Annotated in this window: 19 protein-coding genes and 5 pseudogenes; 14 read left to right on the top strand and 10 right to left on the bottom strand. The window is 71.9% G+C overall.

Annotated features, from left to right (window positions below; all coding sequences use genetic code 11):
- Window positions 1-217: 217 nt before the first annotated feature.
- Both OG534_RS34095 and OG534_RS34090 read left to right on the top strand, forming a co-directional pair.
- Window positions 218-425: pseudogene (locus OG534_RS34095) on the top strand (hypothetical protein).
- A 32-nt stretch (window positions 426-457) separates the two neighbouring features.
- Window positions 458-1039 (top strand): DUF4383 domain-containing protein, encoded by a 582-nt coding sequence (locus tag OG534_RS34090; protein WP_326593234.1) that lies wholly within the window; start codon window positions 458-460, stop codon window positions 1037-1039.
- A gap of 48 nt (window positions 1040-1087) precedes the next feature.
- Here OG534_RS34090 and OG534_RS34085 read toward each other — a convergent pair.
- A pseudogene (locus tag OG534_RS34085) lies at window positions 1088-2226 on the bottom strand (ferrochelatase).
- A gap of 337 nt (window positions 2227-2563) precedes the next feature.
- Here OG534_RS34085 and OG534_RS34080 point away from each other — a divergent pair.
- The 8 genes and pseudogenes from OG534_RS34080 to OG534_RS34045 form a co-directional block, all read left to right on the top strand.
- Window positions 2564-2938, top strand: coding sequence for a Mu transposase domain-containing protein (locus OG534_RS34080; protein WP_326593233.1), 375 nt, complete (start codon window positions 2564-2566; stop codon window positions 2936-2938).
- 27 nt (window positions 2939-2965) lie between these two features.
- Window positions 2966-3106 (top strand): hypothetical protein, encoded by a 141-nt coding sequence (locus OG534_RS34075; protein ID WP_326593232.1) that lies wholly within the window; start codon window positions 2966-2968, stop codon window positions 3104-3106.
- 437 nt (window positions 3107-3543) lie between these two features.
- Window positions 3544-4767, top strand: coding sequence for an IS110 family transposase (locus OG534_RS34070; RefSeq protein WP_326593231.1), 1224 nt, complete (start codon window positions 3544-3546; stop codon window positions 4765-4767).
- Between the two features lie 210 nt (window positions 4768-4977).
- Window positions 4978-5208, top strand: a pseudogene (locus OG534_RS34065) (DUF427 domain-containing protein); the annotation flags it as partial.
- A 293-nt stretch (window positions 5209-5501) separates the two neighbouring features.
- Window positions 5502-5996, top strand: coding sequence for a TspO/MBR family protein (locus OG534_RS34060; RefSeq protein WP_326593230.1), 495 nt, complete (start codon window positions 5502-5504; stop codon window positions 5994-5996).
- Window positions 5997-6034: 38 nt separating this feature from the next.
- Entirely contained in the window at window positions 6035-6994 is a 960-nt protein-coding gene (locus OG534_RS34055) for a MerR family transcriptional regulator (protein ID WP_326593229.1), read from the top strand.
- A gap of 67 nt (window positions 6995-7061) precedes the next feature.
- A pseudogene (locus OG534_RS34050) lies at window positions 7062-7405 on the top strand (transposase); the annotation flags it as partial.
- An 18-nt stretch (window positions 7406-7423) separates the two neighbouring features.
- Window positions 7424-8350: pseudogene (locus OG534_RS34045) on the top strand (penicillin acylase family protein); the annotation flags it as partial.
- 27 nt (window positions 8351-8377) lie between these two features.
- Here OG534_RS34045 and OG534_RS34040 read toward each other — a convergent pair.
- The gene (locus OG534_RS34040) at window positions 8378-9562 is read right to left on the bottom strand and encodes a calcium:proton antiporter (RefSeq protein ID WP_326593228.1); all 1185 of its coding nucleotides are present in this window, start codon (window positions 9560-9562) and stop codon (window positions 8378-8380) included.
- A 196-nt stretch (window positions 9563-9758) separates the two neighbouring features.
- On the opposite strand from OG534_RS34040, the gene OG534_RS34035 reads away from it, so the two are divergent.
- On the top strand, window positions 9759-10487 hold the full coding sequence (locus OG534_RS34035) for a hypothetical protein (RefSeq protein WP_326593227.1): 729 nt from the start codon (window positions 9759-9761) through the stop codon (window positions 10485-10487).
- Window positions 10488-10552: 65 nt separating this feature from the next.
- Here OG534_RS34035 and OG534_RS34030 read toward each other — a convergent pair whose 3' ends face one another.
- Entirely contained in the window at window positions 10553-12127 is a 1575-nt protein-coding gene (locus tag OG534_RS34030) for an acyl-CoA synthetase (protein WP_326593226.1), read from the bottom strand.
- A 5-nt stretch (window positions 12128-12132) separates the two neighbouring features.
- The gene (locus OG534_RS34025; protein WP_326593225.1) at window positions 12133-13248 is read right to left on the bottom strand and encodes an NAD(P)H-dependent flavin oxidoreductase; all 1116 of its coding nucleotides are present in this window, start codon (window positions 13246-13248) and stop codon (window positions 12133-12135) included.
- Window positions 13249-13537: 289 nt separating this feature from the next.
- Between OG534_RS34025 and OG534_RS34020 the strand changes: the two genes are divergently transcribed.
- Window positions 13538-15406, top strand: a complete 1869-nt coding sequence (locus OG534_RS34020; protein WP_326593224.1) for a serine hydrolase — start codon at window positions 13538-13540, stop codon at window positions 15404-15406.
- An 18-nt stretch (window positions 15407-15424) separates the two neighbouring features.
- On the opposite strand, the gene OG534_RS34015 is transcribed toward OG534_RS34020, so the two are convergent.
- Window positions 15425-15580: a hypothetical protein gene (locus tag OG534_RS34015; RefSeq protein WP_442807190.1), complete on the bottom strand. Its 156-nt coding sequence runs from the start codon at window positions 15578-15580 to the stop codon at window positions 15425-15427.
- Between the two features lie 167 nt (window positions 15581-15747).
- Here OG534_RS34015 and OG534_RS34010 point away from each other — a divergent pair, with 167 nt between their 5' ends.
- Window positions 15748-17130, top strand: a complete 1383-nt coding sequence (locus OG534_RS34010; protein ID WP_326593223.1) for a S41 family peptidase — start codon at window positions 15748-15750, stop codon at window positions 17128-17130.
- A 287-nt stretch (window positions 17131-17417) separates the two neighbouring features.
- On the opposite strand, the gene OG534_RS34005 is transcribed toward OG534_RS34010, so the two are convergent.
- The 5 genes from OG534_RS34005 to OG534_RS33985 all read right to left on the bottom strand — a co-directional run bounded on the left by OG534_RS34005 (window position 17418) and on the right by OG534_RS33985 (window position 21434).
- Entirely contained in the window at window positions 17418-18737 is a 1320-nt protein-coding gene (locus OG534_RS34005; RefSeq protein WP_326593222.1) for a hypothetical protein, read from the bottom strand.
- A gap of 19 nt (window positions 18738-18756) precedes the next feature.
- Complete coding sequence (locus OG534_RS34000; RefSeq protein WP_326593221.1) at window positions 18757-19053, bottom strand: DUF1876 domain-containing protein; 297 nt, start codon at window positions 19051-19053, stop codon at window positions 18757-18759.
- A 56-nt stretch (window positions 19054-19109) separates the two neighbouring features.
- Window positions 19110-20201 (bottom strand): mechanosensitive ion channel family protein, encoded by a 1092-nt coding sequence (locus OG534_RS33995; RefSeq protein ID WP_326593220.1) that lies wholly within the window; start codon window positions 20199-20201, stop codon window positions 19110-19112.
- A 216-nt stretch (window positions 20202-20417) separates the two neighbouring features.
- Complete coding sequence (locus tag OG534_RS33990; RefSeq protein ID WP_326593219.1) at window positions 20418-20795, bottom strand: VOC family protein; 378 nt, start codon at window positions 20793-20795, stop codon at window positions 20418-20420.
- Window positions 20796-20804: 9 nt separating this feature from the next.
- Window positions 20805-21434 carry a TetR/AcrR family transcriptional regulator gene (locus OG534_RS33985; protein ID WP_326593218.1) on the bottom strand — a complete coding sequence of 210 codons (630 nt, stop codon included), beginning with the start codon at window positions 21432-21434 and terminating at the stop codon, window positions 20805-20807.
- Window positions 21435-21582: 148 nt separating this feature from the next.
- On the opposite strand from OG534_RS33985, the gene OG534_RS33980 reads away from it, so the two are divergent.
- Window positions 21583-22791, top strand: coding sequence for an FAD-dependent monooxygenase (locus OG534_RS33980; RefSeq protein ID WP_326593217.1), 1209 nt, complete (start codon window positions 21583-21585; stop codon window positions 22789-22791).
- The last annotated feature ends 32 nt before the right edge of the window (window positions 22792-22823 follow it).

The following is a 22823-nucleotide window of genomic DNA, read 5'->3' as shown; positions in this document are numbered from 1 at the left end:
GGGTCCGACGCTGCGGGAGCGGACCGGTTCCCCTGCATCTGCTCCGCGCGGCGCGTTCGCGCGTCCGGCCGGAGGGTGCCAGTTCAGTGCATCGATTGAAATGCTGCATAAAGGGTGCAAATAGACCGTGGTGTCTGCTGTGGATAGGTTCGGCGAGTAAGACACCTCTGCGGAGGCTCGGGCGCTTCTCCCGGAATGATCAGAAGGGGACTTCGCCATGATCGTCAAGAAGCTGCACGACGCAGGTGTGAAAAGCGAGCATGCCTACGTGGCCGTCACCCTGCCCATCGGCCTGTCGCTCGCATCAGGGCTGGCTTCCAGCAGCCGCGAGGACATCGAGCGTGCGGACCGGTGGGTCATCTTCGTCGGGGAGTGGCCCCACGTTCTTCGGCCTCGGCCTGGCCCTCGCGAACTACGAGAAGTGATCACAGTGCACGACCACCCATGAGGAGCCGACATGAAGCTGAGTGACGAGCTACCCGTCGATCACTGCCTCGCCACCGTCTACCGGTATGGCGCCCTGCTCTGCGGCCTGGTCCTGATTGTCTTCGGGGTACTGGGCTTCGCGGATGCCCTGCGCCCGTTCGACACCCAGGGGGAGACGATCGCGGGGATGACCACGAACACCACCCTCAGTGTCATCTCCGTGGTGGTCGGGCTCGCACTGGCCGTGGGCGCCTTCATCGGCGGCAATTTTGCGTCCACCCTCAACATCACGGTGGGAGTCCTGTTTCTGCTCAGCGGCTTCGCGCACATCTTCATCATCGGCAAGGACGCCAACGTGCTCGACTTCGGCATGACGAACGTGATGTTCAGCTTCGTCATGGGGCTGATCATCATGACCTTCGGGATGTACGGCCGTGTCTCGAGCAAGCTCCCCCACGACAACCCGTACTGGCAAAGCCGCCACACCAACCACGAAACAGGCCGCCCCTCACAGCCACGTCCCGCTCTCACCAGTCGGGCAGCCCACCCCGTTGCCCGCATCTCACCCACGCCTACGACCCGCTCTGTCGACGCAGGCGAAATCTCGCGATGACCGTGCGGGGGAACGCGCCGTAATCCGGCGCGGTCCCCCGCACTGCTGTCACGCGAAGGGGCTGTCGGCTCCCGCTGCTGCCGGCCGCGGCGCCCGCGGCGGGCAGCAGCCCACCGCGCAGAGGTTGGGACTCGACCCCAGCAGTCCGAGTGTGCAGCGTCGCACCTCCTCGCCGCGTTCGCCAGCGGCTCGTTCCACCAGGAGTTCGCGGACCGCGGCAACAAAGCGGGGGTCCGACCCGACGGTGGCCGAGCGGGCGACGGGCAGCCCCAGCTCGGCGGCCTTCGCCGTCGCCTCCGTGTCGAGGTCGTACAGCACCTCCATGTGGTCCGAGACGAAGCCGATCGGCACCATGACCACCGCCGGGGCGCCCGCTCCGTGCAGGGCCTCCAGGTGGTCACAGATGTCCGGCTCCAGCCACGGGATGTGCGCGGCCCCGCTGCGCGACTGGTAGACGAGCTCCCAGGGCAGCTCGGTGCCGGTCTCGGCGCGGACCGCGTCGGCGATCAGCTTCGCGACGTCCAGGTGCTGCTTGACGTAGGCCCCGCCCTCACCGTCCGCGCTGTGGTCCTCCACCGGGCCGGAGGCGTCCGCGGCCGCGATCGGGATGGAGTGCGTGGTGAAGACCAGGTGCGCCCCGGCGCGGACCTCCCCGGGCAGCGCGGCCAGCGAGGCCAGCACCCCGTCGATCATGGGCTGCACGAAGCCGGGGTGGTTGAAGTAGTGCCGCAGCTTGTCGACCTTCGGCAGGTCCGCCTCGGCCACGCCCTCTTCCACCAGCAGGGCGAGCGCGTCCGCGAGGTTCTCGCGGTACTGCCGGCAGCCCGAGTACGAGGCGTACGCACTGGTCGCGAGCACCGCGACGCGCCGGCGCCCGTCGGCGGCCATCTCCCGCATGACGTCGTTCAGGTACGGGCCCAGTTGCGGTTGCCCCAGTAGACCGGCAGGTCCAGCCCGTGCCCGGCGAAATCCTTGCGCAAGGCTTCCAGCAGCTCGCGGTTCTGGCCGTTGATCGGGCTGACGCCGCCGAAGCCGAAGTAGTGCTGCCCGACCTCCTTGAGCCGCTCGCGCGGGATACCGCTCCCTCGCGTGACGTTCTCCAGGAACGGAACGACGTCGTCGGGCCCCTCGGGGCCGCCGAAGGACAGCAGCAGGAGGGCGTCGTAGGGGGCGGCGGGCTTGAGCACGTGGTTCACACTCGTTTCTCGGAACTGGCTTCGTGGGACGCGGATACTTGCGGAACACGGGATCTCGGGAACCGGCTGATGGCCGAAGGGCAGCCGCCCTCGTCCCGGGCAGCCCGATGTAGACGGAGGCGAACGCGGAGGCCGCGGCCTCGATCGAATATCGCCCCAGGACCGTCGCCCGGGCGCGGCGTGCCATGTCGTCGGCCACCACGGGCTCCAAGGCCAACAGCCGCTCCAGGCCCTCCGCCATGGTGTTGGGCGAGGAGGCGCCAACCGCAGGATCCACCGGACCCTGGGCACCCGTCCGACGGACCGGTGGGAGGCGGACCGGGCTCAGATGCTGGCTCTCCCGGCCTCGGACCCGCCGGCCTGGTGGCGGTTTCAGACCCGCCTGGGCCGCGACCACTACGTCCGCGTCGACACCTGCGACTACTCCGTCGACCCGGCCGCGATCGGCCACCACGTCACCGTCCTCTGTGACAACGAGAAGGTGATCGTCCTCGCGGCCGGCAGGAAGATCGTCGCCGAGTACACGCGCTGCTGGGCCCGCCACCAGACCATCACCGACCCCCACCACGCCGAAACCGGCCGGATCATGCGGCAAGAGCACCACCGCCAGCGGCCCGCCGGTCACATCCGGTCCTCGAGAACGGCCCGCTGGTCGAGGTCGAGCAACGTGAGCTCGGCTCCTACGACCGGTTGTTCACCGTGATCGACGGCGGCAGGGAGGTGGGCTGACATGCCCCGCACCACCGCCCGGGACACCACCGGCGCCGACACTGAAGCGAACCGGCGGACCGGACAGCAAACCGCCTCCGACCTGGCCTTCCTCGCCCGAGCGATGCTCCTGCCGCGCGGTGACAGCGGGGAGTGGCCGTGAACGCGACCGGGACATCGGGCCGACCCGCCGAGTCCGTGTGGGACTACCCCCGACCGCCGCGCCTCGAGGCGGACGGCCGTCACGTGGTCTTCGAGTTCGCCGGGGTCCGCATCGCCGACACCCGCCGCTCGGTCCGGATGCTGGAAACGAGCCCCCCGTTACCTTTCTCGTGGCCCCGAAACGGGGCGCCTGGCCCCCGGGCCCGGTATGGCTGTTTGCCCCCTGTCGAAGGGATGATGAAGGGATGACCTGGGGGGTGTTGCCGCCGGGCTTCGGGGCACCGCTTGACCGCTGATGAGGGGCCTGACGACCGCCTGGCCCGGCGCAACGCCGGACCGCTTCAGGGACGGGATGTCTGCGTAACGTGGTTGCCGGCGTGTGGTGCCGCAGGGACGGCCAGGATCGGGCACGAGTGCACGTCGAGGGGGCACGCGAGCATGGTCGACACCGTCGACATAGATCTGTTCCTCGGCCTTGACCTGGGCAAGGAGTTCCACCACGCCCATGGTCTGACCGGGCAGGGCAAGACCGTCCACGACAGGCGGCTGCCCAACACCGAGCCGAAGCTGCGGGAGCTGTTCGAGAAGCTGGTCGCGAAGTTCGGCGCTGTCCTGGTCGTCGTCGACCAGGTCGCCAACATCGGCGCCCTGCCGATCGCCGCCGCCCGTGCGTCGGGCTGCCGCATCGCCTACCTGCCCGGCCTGTCGATGCGCCGGGCCGCCGACCTCTACCCAGGCGAGGCCAAGACCGACGCCCGCGACGCGTTCGTCATCGCGGACACCGCCCGTACCATGCCCCACACCTTGCGTGCGGTGGACCGCGACGACGAGAAACCGGCCGAGCTGACCATGCTCACCGGCTATGACAACGACCTGGCCGGCGAGGTCAACCGCACCACCAACCGGCTGCGCGGCCTGCTCTCCCAGATTCACCCCTACCTGGAACGAGTGGTCGGCCCACGCCTGGCCTACCCCTACGTCCAGGCCCTCCTGCAGCGGCACGGCTCCCCGGCCAAGCTGAAGAAGCTCGGCCGTGCCCGCTGCGAGGCCCTGCTCAAGGCCCACGGCTCGCGCAAGGCTCACCACCTGACCGCGGAGATCTTCGACGCCCTCGCCGAACAGACCCTTGTCGTTCCCGGCACCGAGGCCAGCGCGCTGATCGTGCCTGGGCTCGCCGCCCAGCTCGCCGCCGCCCACACCCAGCGGCGTCAGGCCGAGCAGGAGATCGCCGCCCTGCTGGAGGCCCTCCCTCTTTTCCACCTCCTGACGTCCCTGCCCGGCATGGGCGTCAGGACCACCGCGGCCGTGATCGTCGCGATCGGTGACGGCGCCACCTTCCCCACCGCCGGACACCTTGCCTCCTACGCCGGACTCGCCCCCGCCACGAAGTCCTCGGGCACTTCCATCCGCGGCGAGCACGCGCCCCACCGCGGCAACCGGCTCCTCAAACGCGCCCTGTTCCAAGCCGCGTTCGCCGCGATCGGCTGCAAGTCCGACCCGTCCTCCCGGACCTACTACGACCGCCAGCGCGCACGCGGCAAGACCCACACCCAGGCCATCCTCCGCCTGGCCCGCCAACGTGTGAACGTCATCCACGCGATGATCCGCACCGGAGCCCTCTACGAACCACGCACCCCCGACGACGTCGGCCTCGCCGCCTGAAATCTCCGCCACCCCTGCCCTCCAGGCCCCATCACGCCCGCACACCGGCACGGCCACCCCGGCGCTGCCGACCACCGTTCTGCCCACCAGGCACCCGATCCGCCGGGAACGCCCCGCTTCGCGGGGCGTTCCCGAAAACCAGGATCAACCCCTACAAGCCGACCCCACCGGGGTTGACGAAACAGATAGGGGCACCCCCCCCCGGTCTTCTACGTTCCGCCCCAGGACACGCGCCAAGAGCTGTCCAGGCAGTCCGGTACCCGAACGTGGTGCGAGTGGAAAGGCGCCGCCACGTACTGGGACCTGCGCATCGAAGGCATGACCGGGGTCCCGGACGTGGCGTGGAGCTACGAGGACCCCTCCCCCGGATTCACAGCGATCACCGGCTTTCTGGCCTTCTACCCGTCCCGGGTGGATCACTGCCGAGTCGGGGACGAGTAGGTGGTCGCGCAGCCGGGAGACTTCTACGGGGGCTGGATCACCTCCGAGATCAACGGGCCTTTCAAAGGCCCGCCGGGTACGCGGGGGTGGTGATGCCCGACCGCGCCGCCGCCGGACGGTCCCGACTTGCGCATCCGGCAGCGGCGCGGCAGGAGAAGAGGAGACAGGCAGCAACGAAGCTGTGTCCGAGCGGAAGAGATGCCGGGCCGCGGCGGACGCAGGTCGCGCTGCGCGTCAGAAGTCATCGAGTACACCGGGAGCCAGCCGTGGCACATTCCGCGACACCAGCACCGATGCCTGCCCCGGCCCGCCCGCACGGATCGGGGCAGTGGCGGGCCCTCGCGGGCTTCCTCGCAGTGAGTTACGGCGTCGCCGCACTTGGAGCACTGGCCTCCGCCGATGCGGGTGAGGTCTACGCGGCGCTGGTCCGGCCCGGCTGGGCCCCGCCGGCCTGGCTGTTCGGGCCCGTCTGGACCGTGCTGTACGGGATGATGGCGGTCGCGGCCTGGCTGGTCGGGCGCCAACCGGATCAGCTGCGCGTGCGGCGGGCCCGCATGTGGTGGTCGGTGCAGCTCACCCTCAATCTGGCCTGGACCCCGCTGTTCTTCGCGGCCCGACAGTTCGGGCTCGCCCTTCTGGACATCGTCCTGCTGCTGGCCGCGCTCGCCACCACGGTTGTCCTGTTCCGGCGACTGAGCCGCACCGCTGCGCTCCTGCTCGTCCCGTACCTGTTGTGGGTGGCCTTCGCAACGGCCCTCAACGCGTCCATCTGGCAGCTGAACCCGTGAAGGTCGAAGAGCAGCCCCTGACGCCGCCTGTGGTCGGCATGAGTACGGGAGCCGTGGCGCAGCGTCTCGCAGTGGCGGCGGGAACGCTGCGTTCGTGGGAGCGGCGTTATGCGATCGGGCCCGCTGTCCGCGTCGCGGGCAAGCATCGGCGCCGGCTGCCGGAGGACATCGCACGTCTGGAGGAGATGTGCCGTCTGACCGGGCAGGGGGTACCGCCCGCGGAGGCCGCGCGAGCTGCCCGGGTGAAGGCCGCAGGAGCGTTCCGGTTCGAGGACGATGCACCCGCGACCGGGGGGCGGGCTCCTGGAGGACCCGCGACGCTGCCCCTGGGGCCGGTCCGTGCCGAGTGCCGCGGTCTCGCACGGGCGGCGGTGCGACTGGACGGGGACGCGGTGGAGGCCCTCCTGGACCGGGCGATCGAGGACCACGGCTGTGTGGTGGCGTGGGAGGAGATCATCGCCCCGACGCTCCACGCGGCCGGACGTAAGTGGGCCTCTGCCGGCAACCGTTACATCGAGGTCGAGCACCTGATGTCCTGGCTGGTCTCCTCAACGCTGCGGCGCCGGCACGAGCCTCGGCCGCCCACCCGCGAGGGGGTCCGGCCGATCGTACTGGCCTGCGCGCCAGATGAACTCCACAGCCTTCCGCTGGAAGCGCTGTGGGCAGCCCTCACCGAGCGCGGACTGCCGGTGAAGATGTTCGGGCCGGCCTTTCCGGCGGAAGCCTTGATCGAGGCGGTACGACGCGTGGGCCCGTCGCTGGTGGTGGTGTGGGCCCAGGGCCGTCCCACCGCTGCGGCGGAACTGGTGAGTGCGGTCGAGGGAGTCGAGTGGGGGGTCAGGGGGGCAAGGTCCCACACCACGCTCCTGGTGGGCGGCCCAGGCTGGAAGTCGGTCCCTCAAGCGGGCACCAGGCAGCTGACGGGCCTGCGTTCGGGGCTCAACCTGATCGAACAGCGTCTCGCACAACCCGGTCGGAGCACTGGGGCGAGTTCGTAGCTGAGGCTGATCCCTTGGAGTGGACACCCCGACAATGGATCTTGATGGTTCAGGGAGGGATGTCCAGGTGGGACGCAGGTCTCCGTATTCGGAGGAGTTCAGGAAGGACGCTGTCGCGCTCTTTCGGGCTGCGGCTGGGAAGCGGACGTACGCGGCGGTGGCCGCGGATCTCGGTGTCACCGCGGAGTCACTGCGGACGTGGGTCCGCAAGGATGAGGCCCCGGCCACGTGCGACGGCCGTGACGCCGGCGTCAGCGTGGCCGAGGAGCTGGCCCGGCTGCGGGCGGAGCACACCCGGCTACTCAAGGGCGAGCAGGAGTGGCGCCTGGAGCGTGAAATTCTGCGCCGGGCGGCCGCCTCTTCTGCTCGGGAGGTGAAGTGAGATCCCGCCGTTGGAACTTCATCTCCGAGCTCTATCAGCCAGGTTGACCAGCGCCTTTCTCCACGCTTCCTACGTTGGATAACTCCAACGACAGTGCCTGGCTGACCAACGCCGACCGGCCGCTGACCGGGTACGAGCGGATCTGGGGCAACGTCGCCACCCCGCGCTCGCTGCGCACGCGCGGAGCGGTCGAGGACGTGTCGGCGATGGCCGCGAAGGGCCGGCTGACCGTGGCCGACCTGCAGGAGCAGCAGTTCGCCAACCGGGCGCCGGCCGGTGATCTGGCGGCGGCGGACGCGGCGAAGGCGTGCGCCGCCCTGCCCGGCGGCAGCGCGACGGCGAGCGACGGCGCGGCGGTGGACGTCTCGGCGGCCTGCGGGGTGCTGGCGGACTGGGACCGTACGACCGACAGCGCCAGCCGCGGCGCGCTGCTGTTCGACCGGTTCTGGCGCCGGCTGACGGCTTCGACACCGGCCAAGGACCTGTGGCTGGTGCCGTTCTCGGCGGCCGACCCCGTACGCACGCCCCGGACGCTCAACCAGGCGGCGCCCGGCATCGGGCGGGCGCTCGCGGACGCGGTGGCGGAGCTGAGGGCCGCCGGGATCGCGCTGGACGCCCCGCTGGGCGAGCACCAGTTCGTGGTCCGCGGCGGGCAGCGGCTCGCGGTGGGCGGCGGCACCGAGGCCCTCGGCGTCTGGAACAAGATCGAGGCGCCGTGGAACGCGGCGGCCGGCGGCTATCCGGAGGTCGTGCACGGGTCCAGCCACATCCAGGCGGTCGGCTGGAACGGCGGCCACTGCCCGGTGGCGCGCACCCTGCTGACGTACGGCCAGTCCTCGGACCCCGGCTCGCCGTACTTCGCGGACCAGACCCGGTTGTTCTCCCGGGAGCGCTGGGTGACGGCGCGGTTCTGCGAGCGGGACATCCTCACCTCGCCGCAGCTGAAGGTGGTCTGGGCCCGCGAGCGGCGGTGACCCGCGGCCTCTTCCCGGCCGCGGCCGTCACGGGCTGACGGCCAGGAAGAGGTACGCGGCCAGCAGCACGATGTGCACGCCGCCCTGGAGCAGCGTGGCGCGGCCCGGTGCGATGGTGAGGGCGCTGACCACGACGGTCAGGGCGAGCAGCACCATGTGGACCGGGCCGAGGCCCAGCAGGAGCGGGCCGGAGAGCCAGATCGAGGCCAGGGCGATGGCCGGGATGGTCAGGCCGATGCTGGCGATGGCGGATCCGTAGCCCAGGTTGAGGCTGGTCTGGACGCGGCCGCGACGGGCGGCGCGGACGGCGGCAAGGGTCTCGGGCAGCAGCACGAGCAAGGCGATGATCACACCGACGACCGCGTTGGGCAGGCCGGCGTCGGCCACGCCCTTCTCGATGGCCGGGGAGACGGCCTTGGCGTCGCCGACCACCGCGACGAGCGCGACCATCAGCAGGCCGAGGCTGATCAGCGCGGCACGGGCGGTGGGCGGCGCGGCGTGGTCGTCGTCGCCGCCTCCTGCGCCGTCGCCCTTCTGTCCGTCCCGGCCGTCCTGGCCGTTCTGACCCTTCCTGCCGTCCCGGCCCTCGTGCGCGCCGGGTCGCGACTCGGTCTCCACGGGCAGGAAGTAGTCCCGGTGACGGACCGTCTGGACGGCGATGAACAGGCCGTACAGGGCGAGCGAGGCGACGGCGGCGAAGGCCAGCTGGGCGGTGGAGAACTCCGGGCCGGGCTTGCTCGTGGTGAAGGTCGGCAGGACCAGGCTGAGGGTGGCGAGCGTGGCGACGGTGGCGAGGGCCGCCCCGGAGCCCTCGGCGTTGAATTCGGCGACCCGGTTCTGCAGGGCGCCGACGAGCAGGGACAGGCCGACGATCCCGTTGCAGGTGATCATGACGGCGGCGAAGACGGTGTCCCGCGCGAGCGAGGAGGCCTTGGGGCCGCCGTCGGCCATCAGGGTGACGATGAGCGCGACTTCGATGACGGTGACCGCGACGGCGAGCACGAGGGAGCCGAAGGGCTCGCCGACCCGGTGGGCGACGACCTCCGCGTGGTGGACGGCCGCCAGCACCGCGCCCGCGAGGCACACCGCGACGAGGGCCACCGCGATCGGCGCCAGGTCGCGTCCCCAGCTGAGGACGAGCGCGACGAGCGCCACCAGGGGGACCAGCAGGGTCCAGTCGGTCAGGGATGATCTGCGCGTAGCCGTACTCATATCAGCCAACTTGCCAGAAGTGTCCCTTCGATGCGGCTCGAGCGCTGCCCTCACCGTCCTGACGTGGCCCTTCTCACCCATGCGCCGGGCGTGGCGGGACCGCGGACCGGGGTCGCGGACGGGGGTCGGGCATGGCGGGGGCGGGTGCCGGGTGCGGTGTCCGCGGAAACCCGCGCACGACACCGCAGAATGGGGCATGACCGCAGCCGAAGTGCCCTCGCCCTGGGCCGAGGAGGATCTGACCCGACTGCACCGCGTCGCGGTCCGGGCGTTGATGCGCCACGTCTCCCCGGCACCCGGGGCCGAGGGCGCGCGCGGGGGCGCGGGCCGGCCCGTACGCGGGGGGGTGCAGCCGCCGGAACGGCCGGACACCACCCGTGTGGTCCTGTGGGACGGCCGCGACCTGGACAGTTCGCTCGCGTACGACCTGCCCCTGGTCGGCCCCTACGGCTGCAACGTGCCGTGGAGCGTCATCGCCGGGGTGCTGCGGCAGCTGGCCGCTGCCGGGCCCGACCCGGCCGCCGCCGCCACGTCCGTGGACGGCCTGGGCATTCCGGTCGTCGACGCCCGACCCGCGACCTGGCGGTTCCTGGACGAGCCCGCGTACGACCTCACCGACGCGCTCCACGCCGCCGTCACCATGATCGGGTACTACGGCGACGAGGATCCCGACCCCGAGCTGCTGCTCGGCGGTTTCCTGCTGGTCGCCCCCGCCACGGTACGGCTGTACGTCGACCGGACGGCCGGGCCGGCCGCGCGGATCGGCCTGGACATCGCGCTGCGGGACGAGGAAGGAGGCGTACGCGAGGGGTTCACCGGGACGATGGCGGCGCTGCCCTCCCTCGTACGGAGCGAGCTCGGCTGGAACACCTCCGACGCCGTGGACCCGTACTGCTCCGAGGTGTACGACTTCACCCACTGGTGACGCGGCCGGGTCCACCCCCTGCCGGCCGGTCCGCGCGCGCGGGTGAACGCGGCCGGCCCGCGGCCTCACATCGCGCGCTCGTGCCCCTCCCAGTACGGGTCGCGCAGCCGCCGCTTGTAGAGCTTGCCGTTCGGGTCGCGCGGCATCGTCTCGATGAAGTCGACCGTCTTGGGGCGCTTGTAGCCGGCGAGCTGCCGCTCGCAGTGGTGCAGGATCTCCGCGGCCAGGGCGTCGCCCGCCACGAAGCCCTCGGCCGGCTCGATGACCGCCTTGACCTGCTCGCCCCAGTCGGCGTGCGGGATGCCGAAGGCGGCGGCGTCCGCGACGGCCGGGTGGGTGAGCAGGGCCGACTCGATCTCGGCGGGGTAGATGTTGACCCCGCCGGAGATGATCATGTCGATCTTGCGGTCGCGGAGGAAGAGGTAGCCCTCCTCGTCCATCAGCCCCAGGTCGCCGACGGTGAAGAAGTCGCCGATGCGGTTCTTCTTCGTCTTGCCCTCGTCCTTGTGGTAGCTGAAGCCGCCGGTGTTCATCTTGATGTAGACGGTGCCGAGTTCACCGGCGGGCAGCCGGTTGCCGTCGTCGTCGAAGACGGCGAGTTCGCTGATCGGCCAGGCCTTGCCGACGGTTCCCGGCCGCTTCAGCCAGTCCTCGGCGGTCGCGAAGGCGCCGCCGCCCTCGCTCGCCGCGTAGTACTCCTCCACGCAGCGGCCCCACCAGTCGATCATCGCCCGTTTGACGTGGTCGGGGCAGGGCGCGGCGCCGTGGATGGCGTGCCGCATCGAGGACACGTCGTACGCGTCCTTCGTCTGCTGCGGGAGTGCGAGGAGCCGGTGGAACTGCGTCGGGACCATGTGGGTGTGCGTGCAGGCGTGCGCGTCGATCAGGCGCAGCATCTCCTGCGGGGTCCACTTGTCCATCAGGACGAGCGGGTGCCCGATGTGCAGGGCGGCGCCCGCGAACTGCAGGACGGCCGTGTGGTAGAGCGGCGAGCAGACCAGGTGGACGTTGCCGTCGAAGGGCCGGATGCCGAAGATGCCGAGGAAGCCGCCGAGGTACGTCTCCTCCGGGAGCTTGCCGGGCAGCGGGCGGCGGATGCCGCGGGGGCGGCCGGTGGTGCCGGAGGTGTAGTTCATGACCCAGCCGAGGGTGCGCCCCTCGGGGGCCGTGCCGGGCTGCCCGTCGAGGAGGTCCCCGTACGGCCGGAAGCCCGGTACCGCTCCGACGGCGTAGCGGTGGCTCGCGGGCAGGCCGGCCTCGTCGGCCGCGGCCGTCGCGGCGTCGGCGAAGCGCTCGTGGGCGATGAGGACCTTGGCGCCGGAGTCGGAGACGATCCAGGCGATCTCGGGGCCGACGAGGTGGTGGTTGACGGGGACGAGGTAGAAACCGGCCTGCGAGGCGGCGAGGTAGGCGGTGAGGAACTCGACGCCGTTCGGCAGCACGACGGCGAACACGTCGCCCTGCCGCAGTCCGGCGGCGCGCAGACCGTGGACGAGCCGGTTGACGTCCGCGTGCAGGCGGCCGGCGCTCCACGTCTCGCCCTCGGGAGTGACCAGGACGGTGCGGCCGGGGTCGGCGGCGGCCTGCGCCCAGAAGCCGTTGGGCGGCTGCTTGTCGGTCGTCGCTGTGGTGGCGGTCATGGCGGTCACACCTCTCGGACTCGGCCGGCGATGCGGTTGATGCGGTCGATCGCCCGCTCGAACCCGCTGGTGAGGTCGTCGAAGACGGCCTGGACGCTGCGTTCGCTGTTCATCCGGCCAACGATCTGGCCGACGGGGGTGCCGAGCAGCGGCTGGACCTCGTACTTCTGGATGCGGGAGACGGCCTCGGCGACGAGCAGGCCCTGGAGCGGCATGGGGAGCGCGCCCGGTCCCTGCGGGTCGTCCCAGGCGTCGGTCCACTCGGTGCGCAGCTGGCGGGCGGGCTTGCCGGTGAGGGCGCGGGAGCGGACGGTGTCCCCGGAGCCCGCGGCGAGCAGTTTCTCGGTGAGGGCGCGGGAGTGGAGGTCGGACTCGGTGGTGGTGAGCCAGAGGGAGCCGAGCCAGGCGCCCTGGGCGCCGAGGGCGAGTCCGGCGGCTATCTGCTCGCCGCTGCCGATGCCGCCGGCGGCGAGGACCGGGAGCGGGGAGACGGCTTCGACGATCTCCGGGACCAGGACCATGGTGGCGATGTCACCGGTGTGGCCGCCGGCCTCGTAGCCCTGGGCGACGACGATGTCGATGCCGGCTTCGGCGTGGCGGCGGGCGTGTTTGGCGCTGCCGGCGAGGGCGGCGACGAGGACGCCGTGGTCGTGGGCGCGCGCGATGACGTCGGCGGGCGGGGAACCGAGGGCGTTCGCCAGGAGTTTGATGGGGTAGTCGAAGGCGACGTCGAGCTGGTTGCGGGCGACCTGCTCCATCCAGCCGGTGATCCGCCAGCCGGAGGCCTCGCCTTCGGCGAGCTCGGGCACGTGGTGTTTGGCGAGGGTGTCACGGACGAAGGCGCGGTGCCCGGCCGGGATCATCGCCTCGATGTCGGCTTCGCTGATGCCGTCGACGGCCTTCTTGGCGGGCATGACGACGTCGAGGCCGTAGGGCTTGCCGTCGGTGTGCTCCTGCATCCAGTCGAGGTCGCGTTTGAGGTCGTCGGGGGCCGTGTAGCGGACTGCGCCGAGGACGCCGAATCCACCCGCGCGGGTGATGGCAGCGGCGACCGCCGGGAAGGGCGTGAAGCCGAAGATGGCGTGTTCGACTCCCAGTTTCTTGCTCAGCTCCGTCTCCATGGGCGGCAGGATGCCGCAGCCCGGCATGCGAGGGAAGAGATTTTCTGATGCAGTGTCAGATTCTTTACGGGGCGGTCCGTGCGGAGGGTGCCCGACGGGCGGGCACATACCCACTAGCGTGCGGCAGAGCCTGAGGCGCGGACGAGGCGGTCACCACCTGAGCGCCGCAGGCGGCCTCCCGGGCACATCCAGCCCCGCCGGCGTTTGAGGCGCGGGGTCCGGGGCGGAGCCCCGGGAGACGGCGCCGCACAGGCGAACTCGGACAGTGGCAGGGGACAGGAGGCCGAACATGGCAGCAGGTACGGGGGCTTACCACGCGACGGACGGCGAAACGCAGGCGTCTCCATCGGCAACGGGCGGCCCCGGCAAGGCCGGTGGCGGGCTGAACCGTCGCCGGCTCGGGGCCCGGCTGCTCGCGCTCGGCGGAGTACTCGTCCTGCACGCCGCCCTCCCCGGCGCCGCCGGTGCGGCCGGCGGCCCGGCCGAGCGGCGCGCGCTCCAGGGGCTGCGGTTGCGCTACGGCTCCGCGCGCCAGGCCGGGCTGCTGGAGAAGCACCTGGAGGGGGTGGCGGACGAGGCCCGGCGGTTCCTGGGGCCCTCCCCCGAACACCCCTACTACGCCGGGGCGGTGGTCCTCGCCGGCCGGGGCCGCACCATCGCCCTGCACCGCGCGATGGGCGACGCCGTCCGGTACGCCGACTACGACGGGCGGGCCGACCGGGTGCGGGAGTTCCCGGCGGCCGAGCGGATCGCGATGGCCGAGGACACCGTCTTCGACCTGGCCTCGCTGACCAAGCTGTTCACCTCCATCCTGGCCGTGCAGCTGATGGAGCGGGGACGCCTGGAGCTGGAGGCCCCGGTGCGCCGGTACCTGCCGGAGTTCACCGGGGGCGGCAAGGAGGTGATCACGGTCCGTCAACTGCTCACGCACACCTCGGGGCTGCGTTCCTGGGCGCCGTTCTACAAGGAGTCCACGCGGGAGGGGCGCCTGAGGCTGCTGTGGTCGGTGAGGCCGCAGGAGACTCCCGGTACGGTCTATCGGTACTCCGACCTGAACCTGATCACCCTCCAGCTGCTCTTGGAACAGATCACCGGTCGCACTTTGGACGTCCTGCTCCGCGACGAGATCACTGCTCCACTCGGGATGCACCGCACTCGTTACAACCCGCCGCTCTCGTGGCGCCGCGTCACCGCCGCCACCGAGGTGCAGCGCCCGCCCTGGTCCGGACTGGACCGCGGGCTGGTGTGGGGCGAGGTGCACGACGAGAACGCGTACGCGCTCGGCGGGGTAGCGGGTCACGCCGGAATCTTCGGCACCGCCTGGGACCTGGCCGTCCTCGCCCGCACCCTCCTCGACGGCGGGGTCTACGCGGGCAAGCGCATCCTGCGCCCCGCCTCCGTCGAACTGCTCTTCACCGACTACAACACGGCCTTCCCCGGCGACGACCACGGCCTCGGATTCGAGCTCTACCAGCACTGGTACATGGGCGCCATGGCCACCCCGCACTCCGCCGGCCACACCGGCTTCACCGGAACCTCCCTCGTCCTCGACCCCTCCACCGACTCCTTCCTGATCCTGCTCGGCAACTCCGTCCACCCCGTGCGCACCTGGCGGGCCGGCAGCGCGCCGCGGGTCGCCGTCGGCAACCGCTTCGCCCGCGCCGTGCCGGTCCGCACCCGTCACGGGGGCGCGGCCTGGTTCTCCGGGATCGACCCGGGGGGCTCGGGCACCCTCACCCTGCCGCCGCTCACCCCGGCCACGGCCGCCGCCCGGCTGCGCTGCGCGGTGTGGTGGGACACCGTGCCCGGCGAGGGCGCCCTCCATCTGGAGGCCTCGCCCGACGGAGAGCACTGGGAGCCGCTGCCCTTCAGCACCGTGCGGTCCACGGGCGGAGCCGCCGAGGAGTGGCCGCAGGGCCGCGTGGGCGGCTGGTCCAGCCGCGTCTGGCACCGCCTCGAAGCCCCCCTCACGGCTGCCTGGGCGGGCCGCGAGGTCCGCCTGCGCTTCCGCCACACCGCGACCGGCCGCTACGTCGGGCGCGGGGTCTACGTGGACGTCGTCCGCGTGGCGGAACCGGCCCGCCTGCTCTTCGCGGAGGACCGCCCGGCCGACGCCGCCCGCATCGAGTCCATCGGCTGGACCCGCTCCCCGGACTAGGAGTTGTCGTCAAGGTGGTCACGCCCACATCAGGAGCGATGCGAGGGTGACGGCTGCTTGGTAGGACTGGGCGGGCTTGTCGTACCTGGTGGCGATGCCGCGCCACGGCTTGAGGCGGTTGAAGCACCACCGGCTCAGCCCGCAACACTCCACCCATTCAGGCAAAATGCCCAAGACTGAGCATTCTGCAACACCCTTTAGGTGCGTGGTGGCCGCGGGTACCGCGGGTAGCGGGGGCTGGCCCCACCCCCGATCGGCCGGACAGCCGGATGGCCCGGTGGGTCCCGTGTCGGCGACGGTGGGGTGGTACCCAGCAAGTCGCCTACAGAGAAGGCAAGATCGTGCGCATCGTCACAGCCACCGCCGTCACCCTGGCCCTCGTCGGCGCAGCCGCGCCGACCGCCACCGCCCACCAGCCGGCCACCGACGGAATCTGGCGCACCGACGGCTACGGCACTGTGCTGTCCATCCGGAACGGAACACTCCAGGAGTACCAGACCACCGCCGTCAGCTGCATCGCGGGCGACACCGCGCGGCGGACCGGACCCGGCGCCTACACCACGCGCGGAGGCACCGTCCTCACCGTGCGCACCCGCGGGGACCGCGACCGCGCCTCCGTACGGCTGGACGGCGACGTCGGCGAACGGAACCTGCGCCGGATGACGGAACTGCCCGACGCCTGCACGCGTTCCGCCCCCGGGGGACCGCTCGCCTCCTTCGACGTCTTCTGGCAGTCCTTCGAGGAGAACTACCCCTTCTTCGCCGCCAAGGGCATCGACTGGCACGCCGTACGCGACCGGTACCGGCCCACGGTCCACGAAGGGACGACCCCGGACGAACTCTTCGCCGTCTTCAGCACGATGGTCGAGCCGCTTCACGACGCCCACGCCGCCGTCTTGGACGTCGACGCCGACAGCGACGGCTACCCCGACCGGGTCTTCGCACAGGTCCGCCCCGGCACCGTCCTGCCCGACGGGAAGCTCGACGCCAAGGTCAAGAAGTTCGTCGTGGAGCGCGATCTCAAGGACGCCCGGAACCTCCAGGACTTCGCCGCCGGGCGGATCACCTACGCCGACCTCCCCGGCGGGCAGGGCTACCTGCGGATCTCCGGCTTCGGCGGCTACGCGGGCAACAAGGCCTCCTACGCCGCCGAGCTGGCCGAGCTCGACAAGGCGCTGGACACGATCCTCGGCCAGGAGCGTACCCGGCACCTGAAGGGCCTGGTCATCGACCTGCGGATCAACGGCGGCGGCTCCGACGCCATGGGGCTCCACCTCGCCGGGCGGCTGACCGACACCCCCTACCTCGCCTACTCCAAGCGGGCCCGCAACGATCCCGCGGACCCCACCCGGCACACGCGCCCCCAGCCCCTGTACGTCACGCCCGCCCAGGGCCCCCGCTACACCGGACCGGTCGCCGTACTGACCGGCGGCTCCACCGCCAGCGCGGGAGAGACCTTCACCCAGGCCCTCATGGACCGGCCCGGCCGGACCGTGCGGATCGGGCAGCCCACGCAGGGCGTCTTCTCGGACGTCATGGTGCGCAAGCTTCCCAACGGCATGTCGGTCTGGCTGCCGAACGAGGAGCTGCTGACCCGGTCGGGCAGGACCTTCGACGGCGCGGGCATCCCGCCGCACCTCACCGAGCCGGTCTTCACCACGGAGGAGTTCGACCGGAACAAGGACTCGGCCTTCGACCGGGCCGCGAAGGTCCTGCGGGACTAGGTCGTGTCTTTCGGATCTTGCCTGCCCCACCCCCTGCTGAGCTGCGGTGACCAGCGTGCGAGACTCCTCCGACCGCCATCGGGGGAACGGTCTCCGGTGGCCATCGCACGGGGGAAACACAGCACATGCGCACCACCATGACCAGGTCCGGACGGGCGGCGGCAGCCGCACTCGGCACACTGCTCCTCGCCGGATGCGGTGGCGGCACGCAGCCGGGGACCTCGGCCGCCGCACCCTCCGCCCCCGCGACCTTCTCCTCGCCCGCGCCCTCGCCCTCCCTCTCATCCTCAGCCTCGGGCGCCTTCGGCAAGGAGGCCGTGCGGGCCGACCTGGACGCGGCCGTCGCCGCCGCCGGATTCCCCGAGGGGACGAAGACCGGAATCCCGACGCCCGATGCCTCGGCCGACCGGCCCACCACCGACGAGGAGCGGGCACGGGAACAGGTGGTGGCCCGGATGGCGGCGTGCGGGCCCGTCTGGTCGTCCAGCGACCCGCCGGCCTCCGGCGACGAGGATCCCGGCAAGGAGCGCCGGCAGTTCCACGCCGTTCTCGCCGGCCTCGTGGAACGGGGCTGGAAGGAGACCCGGCCCGCCGAGCAGGTGCCGCTCGGCGAGCGCGGCTCGATGGTCACGGCCGCGTACCAGAAACAGGGATGGTCCCTGTACGCCCACCACACCGACATGGGACTGCTCCAGATGGCCACGATCACGGCCACCAAGGACGCCTGCACGAGCCAGTTCACCGACGAGGAGCTGGCCCTCCTGGAGGACTGACCAGGGGCCGTCCGGCGGGGCGGGGTTCCGGAGTACGGGCCGGGACCAGGGCGCGTCGACGCCGCCGGATTCCGGCCGCAGCCCGAGTTCGCGGAGCTGGTTGACCGCCATCATGGCAGTGAACATCGTGTTCGGGTTGGCACCGCCGCTCCCCAGGCCGGCGAAGGCTTGCGCGTACCGGGTCGTGAACGCGCCGGGCCGTACCTGCCCGCTCTCGCCGGTCAGCGTGAGGGCCGCCTCCTGCAGGGCGGTGGCCTGATCCAGCAGCCCGTCCAGGTAGGACACCACCTCGGCGCCACGGCGTACGGCGAAGGTGTGCCCGTCGGTGAGGAGTGCGGCTCCTCCCTCCTCGAAGAGGAGGGCGACGGCGCCGAGCACGGTCTGGATCTTGAGCTGGTCGGCGCCGGCCATCGCACCGCAGGGGCCGTTGCCCTCATCGGACAGGTGAAGGATCCCGCAGTCGCTCAGGTGCACGATCACGTGCCCGGCGCAGTGCCCCTGGCTGCGCAGCACGCGGACCGCGCCGTCGGCGAAGGTCCAACCGGTGAACCGCGGCGAGCCGATCCGGATCCGCTCCAGCGGCCGCTCCTCGTAGGTCCGGCCGTGCGTGGTCAGCACCAGGGCCCGGGACCAGGGCCCGACCCGGCCTGCGGCCTCCCGCACTGCCGCGCGGAAGGCCGCCGTGACGCCGGTGTCGACGAGCACCAGGGTGTCGCCGACCCGGTGCACGAGGGCGTTGGCGACGTCCGGCTGGTCGTGCTCGACGTCCAGCTCCTGCCCGCGGACCAGCACGGTCTGGTCGTCGATCGCGATCAGGTCGCCGAGGGCGGTCATGGCCCCTCCAACCGGAGCGCTAAGGCCTGTCTTCCGGCCAGCCGTAGTCGGTGCGCGGCGGACTCGGGGCTGCCGCGCCCACCGCGGCCAGGTCCCGGTCGGCGGCCCGCATCAGCTGGCCGGCCAGGTCCCGCATAGCCCGGCTCGCCGCCAGCTCGTCACCGATCGCGGGGATCTCCACGTCCTCGGGATTGCAGCGCGCCGTGCCGCGGCCGGTCATCGTCGTCTTCCCGTTGTCGAGCACCGCCCGGGCCTTGGTCGTCCCGTCCTCCTCGGTCAGGTAGACGCCCACTGTCCACTCTTCGGCGTGTGTCATCACGTGCCTCCTCCCGACCCCTCACCCCCAGGATCCCTCCGAGGCGGCGGGTTCGGCTATTCCAGCCCGTTCCCCGCCAGCACCGAGGCCGAGGCGTCGCGCTGGTGCGGGACCGAGGCCCCCCACGGCTGGACCGAGACCGTTTGCATGGGGGCGGGGATGGAGATGCCCTCGGCCCGGTACCGCTGGTGCAGGCGCTTGACGAACTCGTGCTTGATCCGGTACTGGTCGCTGAACTCGCCCACGCCCAGGATCACGGTGAAGTTGATCCTGGAGTCCGCGAACGTGTGGAAGCGGACGGCGGCCTCGTGGTCGGCGACCCCTCCGGAGACGTCGGCCATCACGCTGTCGACGACGTCGAGCGTGACCCGCTCGACGTGCTCCAGGTCGCTTTCGTATCCGACGCCCACCTGGACCAGGATCGACAACTTCTGTTCCGGCTGGGTGAAGTTGGTCATGTTCGTCCGTGCGAGACGGCCGTTGGGGATGATCACCAGGTTGTTCGACAGGTTGCGCACCACGGTGTTGCGCCAGTTGATGTCGACGACGTAGCCCTCTTCGCCGCTGCTGAGCCGGATGTAGTCACCGGGCTGCACCGTCTTGGAGGCGAGGATGTGCACGCCCGCGAAGAGGTTGGCGAGGGTGTCCTGGAGCGCGAGGGCGACCGCGAGGCCGCCCACTCCGAGAGCCGTGAGCAGCGGCGCGATGGACACGCCCATGGTTTCGAGGGCGACGAGGAAGCCCATGGTCAGCACGACGACACGGGTGATGTTGACGAAGATGGTGGCCGATCCGGCCACGCCCGTACGGGACTGCGCCAGGGACTGTACGAGTCCCGCGACGACCCTGGCCGCCGCGACCGTGGCGATGAGGATCAGCAGGGCGATCAGGGAATCGTTCACGAGCCCCGTGACCCGCGTGGTGAGCGGCAGGGCCGACGCCGCCGCGGCGGCGCCCCCGATGACGGCGGCCCAGGGCGCGAGGGTGCGGAGCGCGTCGACGATGGCGTCGTCCCCGGTCCACGCCGTCCTGGTCGCGTGCTTGCCGAGCCACCGCAGGAGGGCGCGCAGCAGCAACCCCGCCGCGAGACCCGCCGCGATCGCGATGGCGGCCACCACCCAGTCGTGCAGGACGAGGTCCCGGCTCACAGGATCCCCTCCGGTCCGAGAGGGGCCGGGAGAACGGCGAGGGGGGCCGCCGGCCGCCGTATGTGTCGTGTCGTCACGTGTTCACCTGTCAGATCGTGCTGTACGGAGCCCCGTTCGGGCGTGTGTACGCACCGGCACGGGCTGCCATCCTGCCCCACGGGCAACACGGCGCCACAGGTGGGCCGGGGTCTGCGCGTTCCGCGCGCACGACACCCCCTAATGCCGGACCAGGCAGAAGGGGTGGCCGGCCGGGTCCGCGTAGACCCGCCAGCCGCGCTCGGCCGCGCCCTCGTCGAGCAGCGTCCCGCCGCTCGCCAGGACCTCCTCCTGTGCCCGGTCCAGGTCCGGGACGCCGAGGTCGAGGTGGAACTGCTGCGGGCGCGCGGGGTCGGGCCAGCGCGGGGGCAGGTGGTCCACCGCGCGCTGGAAGGCGAGGACCTGGCCCGACGGCGTGTGGAGCGTCGCCCAGTCCTCGTCGACCGACCAGCGCCGGTCCTTCTGGTTGACGTTTCCGCCCAGCAGGGACCGGTAGAACCCGGCGAGCAGCTGCGGCTCGGGGCAGTCCAGGACCACGCACTGCAGTTCAGCGATCATGGCCGGATCCTAGACGCCCGCCCCCTGGCCGGGGTGTGCGAGGGCCGCGTCGATCATCCGGCGGGCGACGGAGGCCAGTTCGGCCGGGTCCGGGGCCGGGCGGGAGCGGGCGAGGGCGCCGGCCAGCCGGTCGTAGAGGAGCCCGTCCGTCCAGGCGACCAGCAGCTCGGCGGCCTCGTCGGGCTGTTCGGCCCCGAGTGCGGCGAGGATGCCCGCGGCCCGGGCCCGGGGCCCCTTCCCCGCCTGCCTGAAATCCGCCTCCAGCGCGGGGTTGCGCGCCGCCTCCAGGCTGAGTTCGAAGCGGGCCAGCTGGCGCTCGCGCCCCACCGTCAGCCAGCGGTACAGGAGTCCGGCCAGCGCGGTCGCGGCCGTCTCGCGGTCCACGATCGGGAGCGCGGGCGGGCTCTCGCCGTCGACGTCGCCGAGGTCCAGTTCGGCCAGGCGCTGGTAGCAGGCGCCGATCAGGGCCGCCCTCGTACGGAAGTAGTACGAGGTGCTGCCCGCCGGCAGCCGTGCCGCGCCGTCGACGGCGCGGTGGGTCAGGCCCCGGAGCCCGGCGGCGGCCACGAGGTCGATCGCGGTGTCGGCGATCAGTCTTCTGCGATCCGCGCTCTGCGGGCTCACACGAGGGGTGGACATCACGCCACTCTACAGCTGTAGAGTGGCGTCCCGAGATCCTCTACAGATGTAGAGGATCGGCGGACCGAAGAGCCGCAGGAGCAGAAGCGGAAGCGGAAGCGGAAACAGGCCGCAGCAGCAGGACAGCAGGAAGAAGAGGGGACTCGTCATGTCGGCACTTCAGCGTCACGTGGTCGTGGCAGGCGCGGGGATCGGCGGACTCACCGCGGCCGTGGCCCTGCACCGCCGGGGCTGGCGGGTCACCGTGTGCGAGCGGGCTCCCGGCCCGACCGCCGTCGGCGCCGGGATCGTGCTGGCCCCCAACGCCCTGCGCGCCTTCGACGCCATCGGCTTCGACGTCACCCGCGCAGTGGGCCGCGCCGTACCCGCCGCGATGGGTCTGCGCCGCTCGGACGGCCGCTGGCTCAACCGCGCCGACACCGCCGCGCTGACCGCCCGGTACGGCGGTCCGCCGCTCGCCGTGCACCGCTCGGCCCTCGCCGGGGCCCTGGCCGCCGCGCTCCCCGAAGGCACGATCCGGTACGGCGTCGCGGTCACGTCGGTGGACGGCGCCGACGGCTCCCGGGTGGTCCGCACCTCGGCCGGCGACCTGGTCGGCGCCGACCTCGTGCTGGCCGCCGACGGCATCCACAGCCCGCTCCGCCGCCGGTACTTCCCGGACCACCCCGGCCTGCGCTACAGCGGCGAGACCGCCTGGCGCACCGTCCTGCCCTCCGTCGTGAGCCCCGCCGAAGCGCTCACCGCCGAGACCTGGGGCCGCGGCGAGCGCTTCGGCGTCGTCCCGCTCGCCGACGGCCGGATCTACGTCTACGCCACCGCCGTCGCCCCCGAGGGCTACCGCCCCGCCGACGTCCGCACCGAACTCCTGCGCCGCTACGGCACCTGGCACGACCCGATCCCGGCCCTGCTGGAGCGGATCGACCCGGCGGCCGTGCTCCAGCACGACCTGCACGACCTGGCGGCCCCGCTCCCCCGCTTCCACCACGGGCGCCTCGCCTGGCTCGGCGACGCAGCCCACGCGATGACCCCCAACCTGGGCCAGGGCGGCTGCCAGGCGATCGAGGACGCCGTGATCCTGGCCCACCTGCTGGACGGGGCCGGTGGCGGGGACGTCCCCGCCGCGCTCGCCGCCTACAGCGCGGCCCGCTGCGCGCGCACCGACGCCCTCCGCGTCCGCGCCCGCCGAGCGGGCCGGATCGCCGCGCTCACCCACCCCCTCGCCGTGGCCGTCCGCGACCTCGCCGTCCGCGCCACTCCGGCCCGCGCCGCGCACCGGGCGATGGACGACCTCTTCGCCGGATTCACCGTTCCGGGCGGTATGGACACCGTGCCCGTGGACGTTCGTACTCGTTGGTGAAGTTTGTTGACCCTTCAACACGAAGGCAGGCA

It is taken from the genome of Streptomyces sp. NBC_01294 (genome assembly GCF_035917235.1).
Taxonomy (GTDB): domain Bacteria; phylum Actinomycetota; class Actinomycetes; order Streptomycetales; family Streptomycetaceae; genus Streptomyces; species Streptomyces caledonius.
This window is presented reverse-complemented; position numbering and strand designations above follow the sequence as displayed.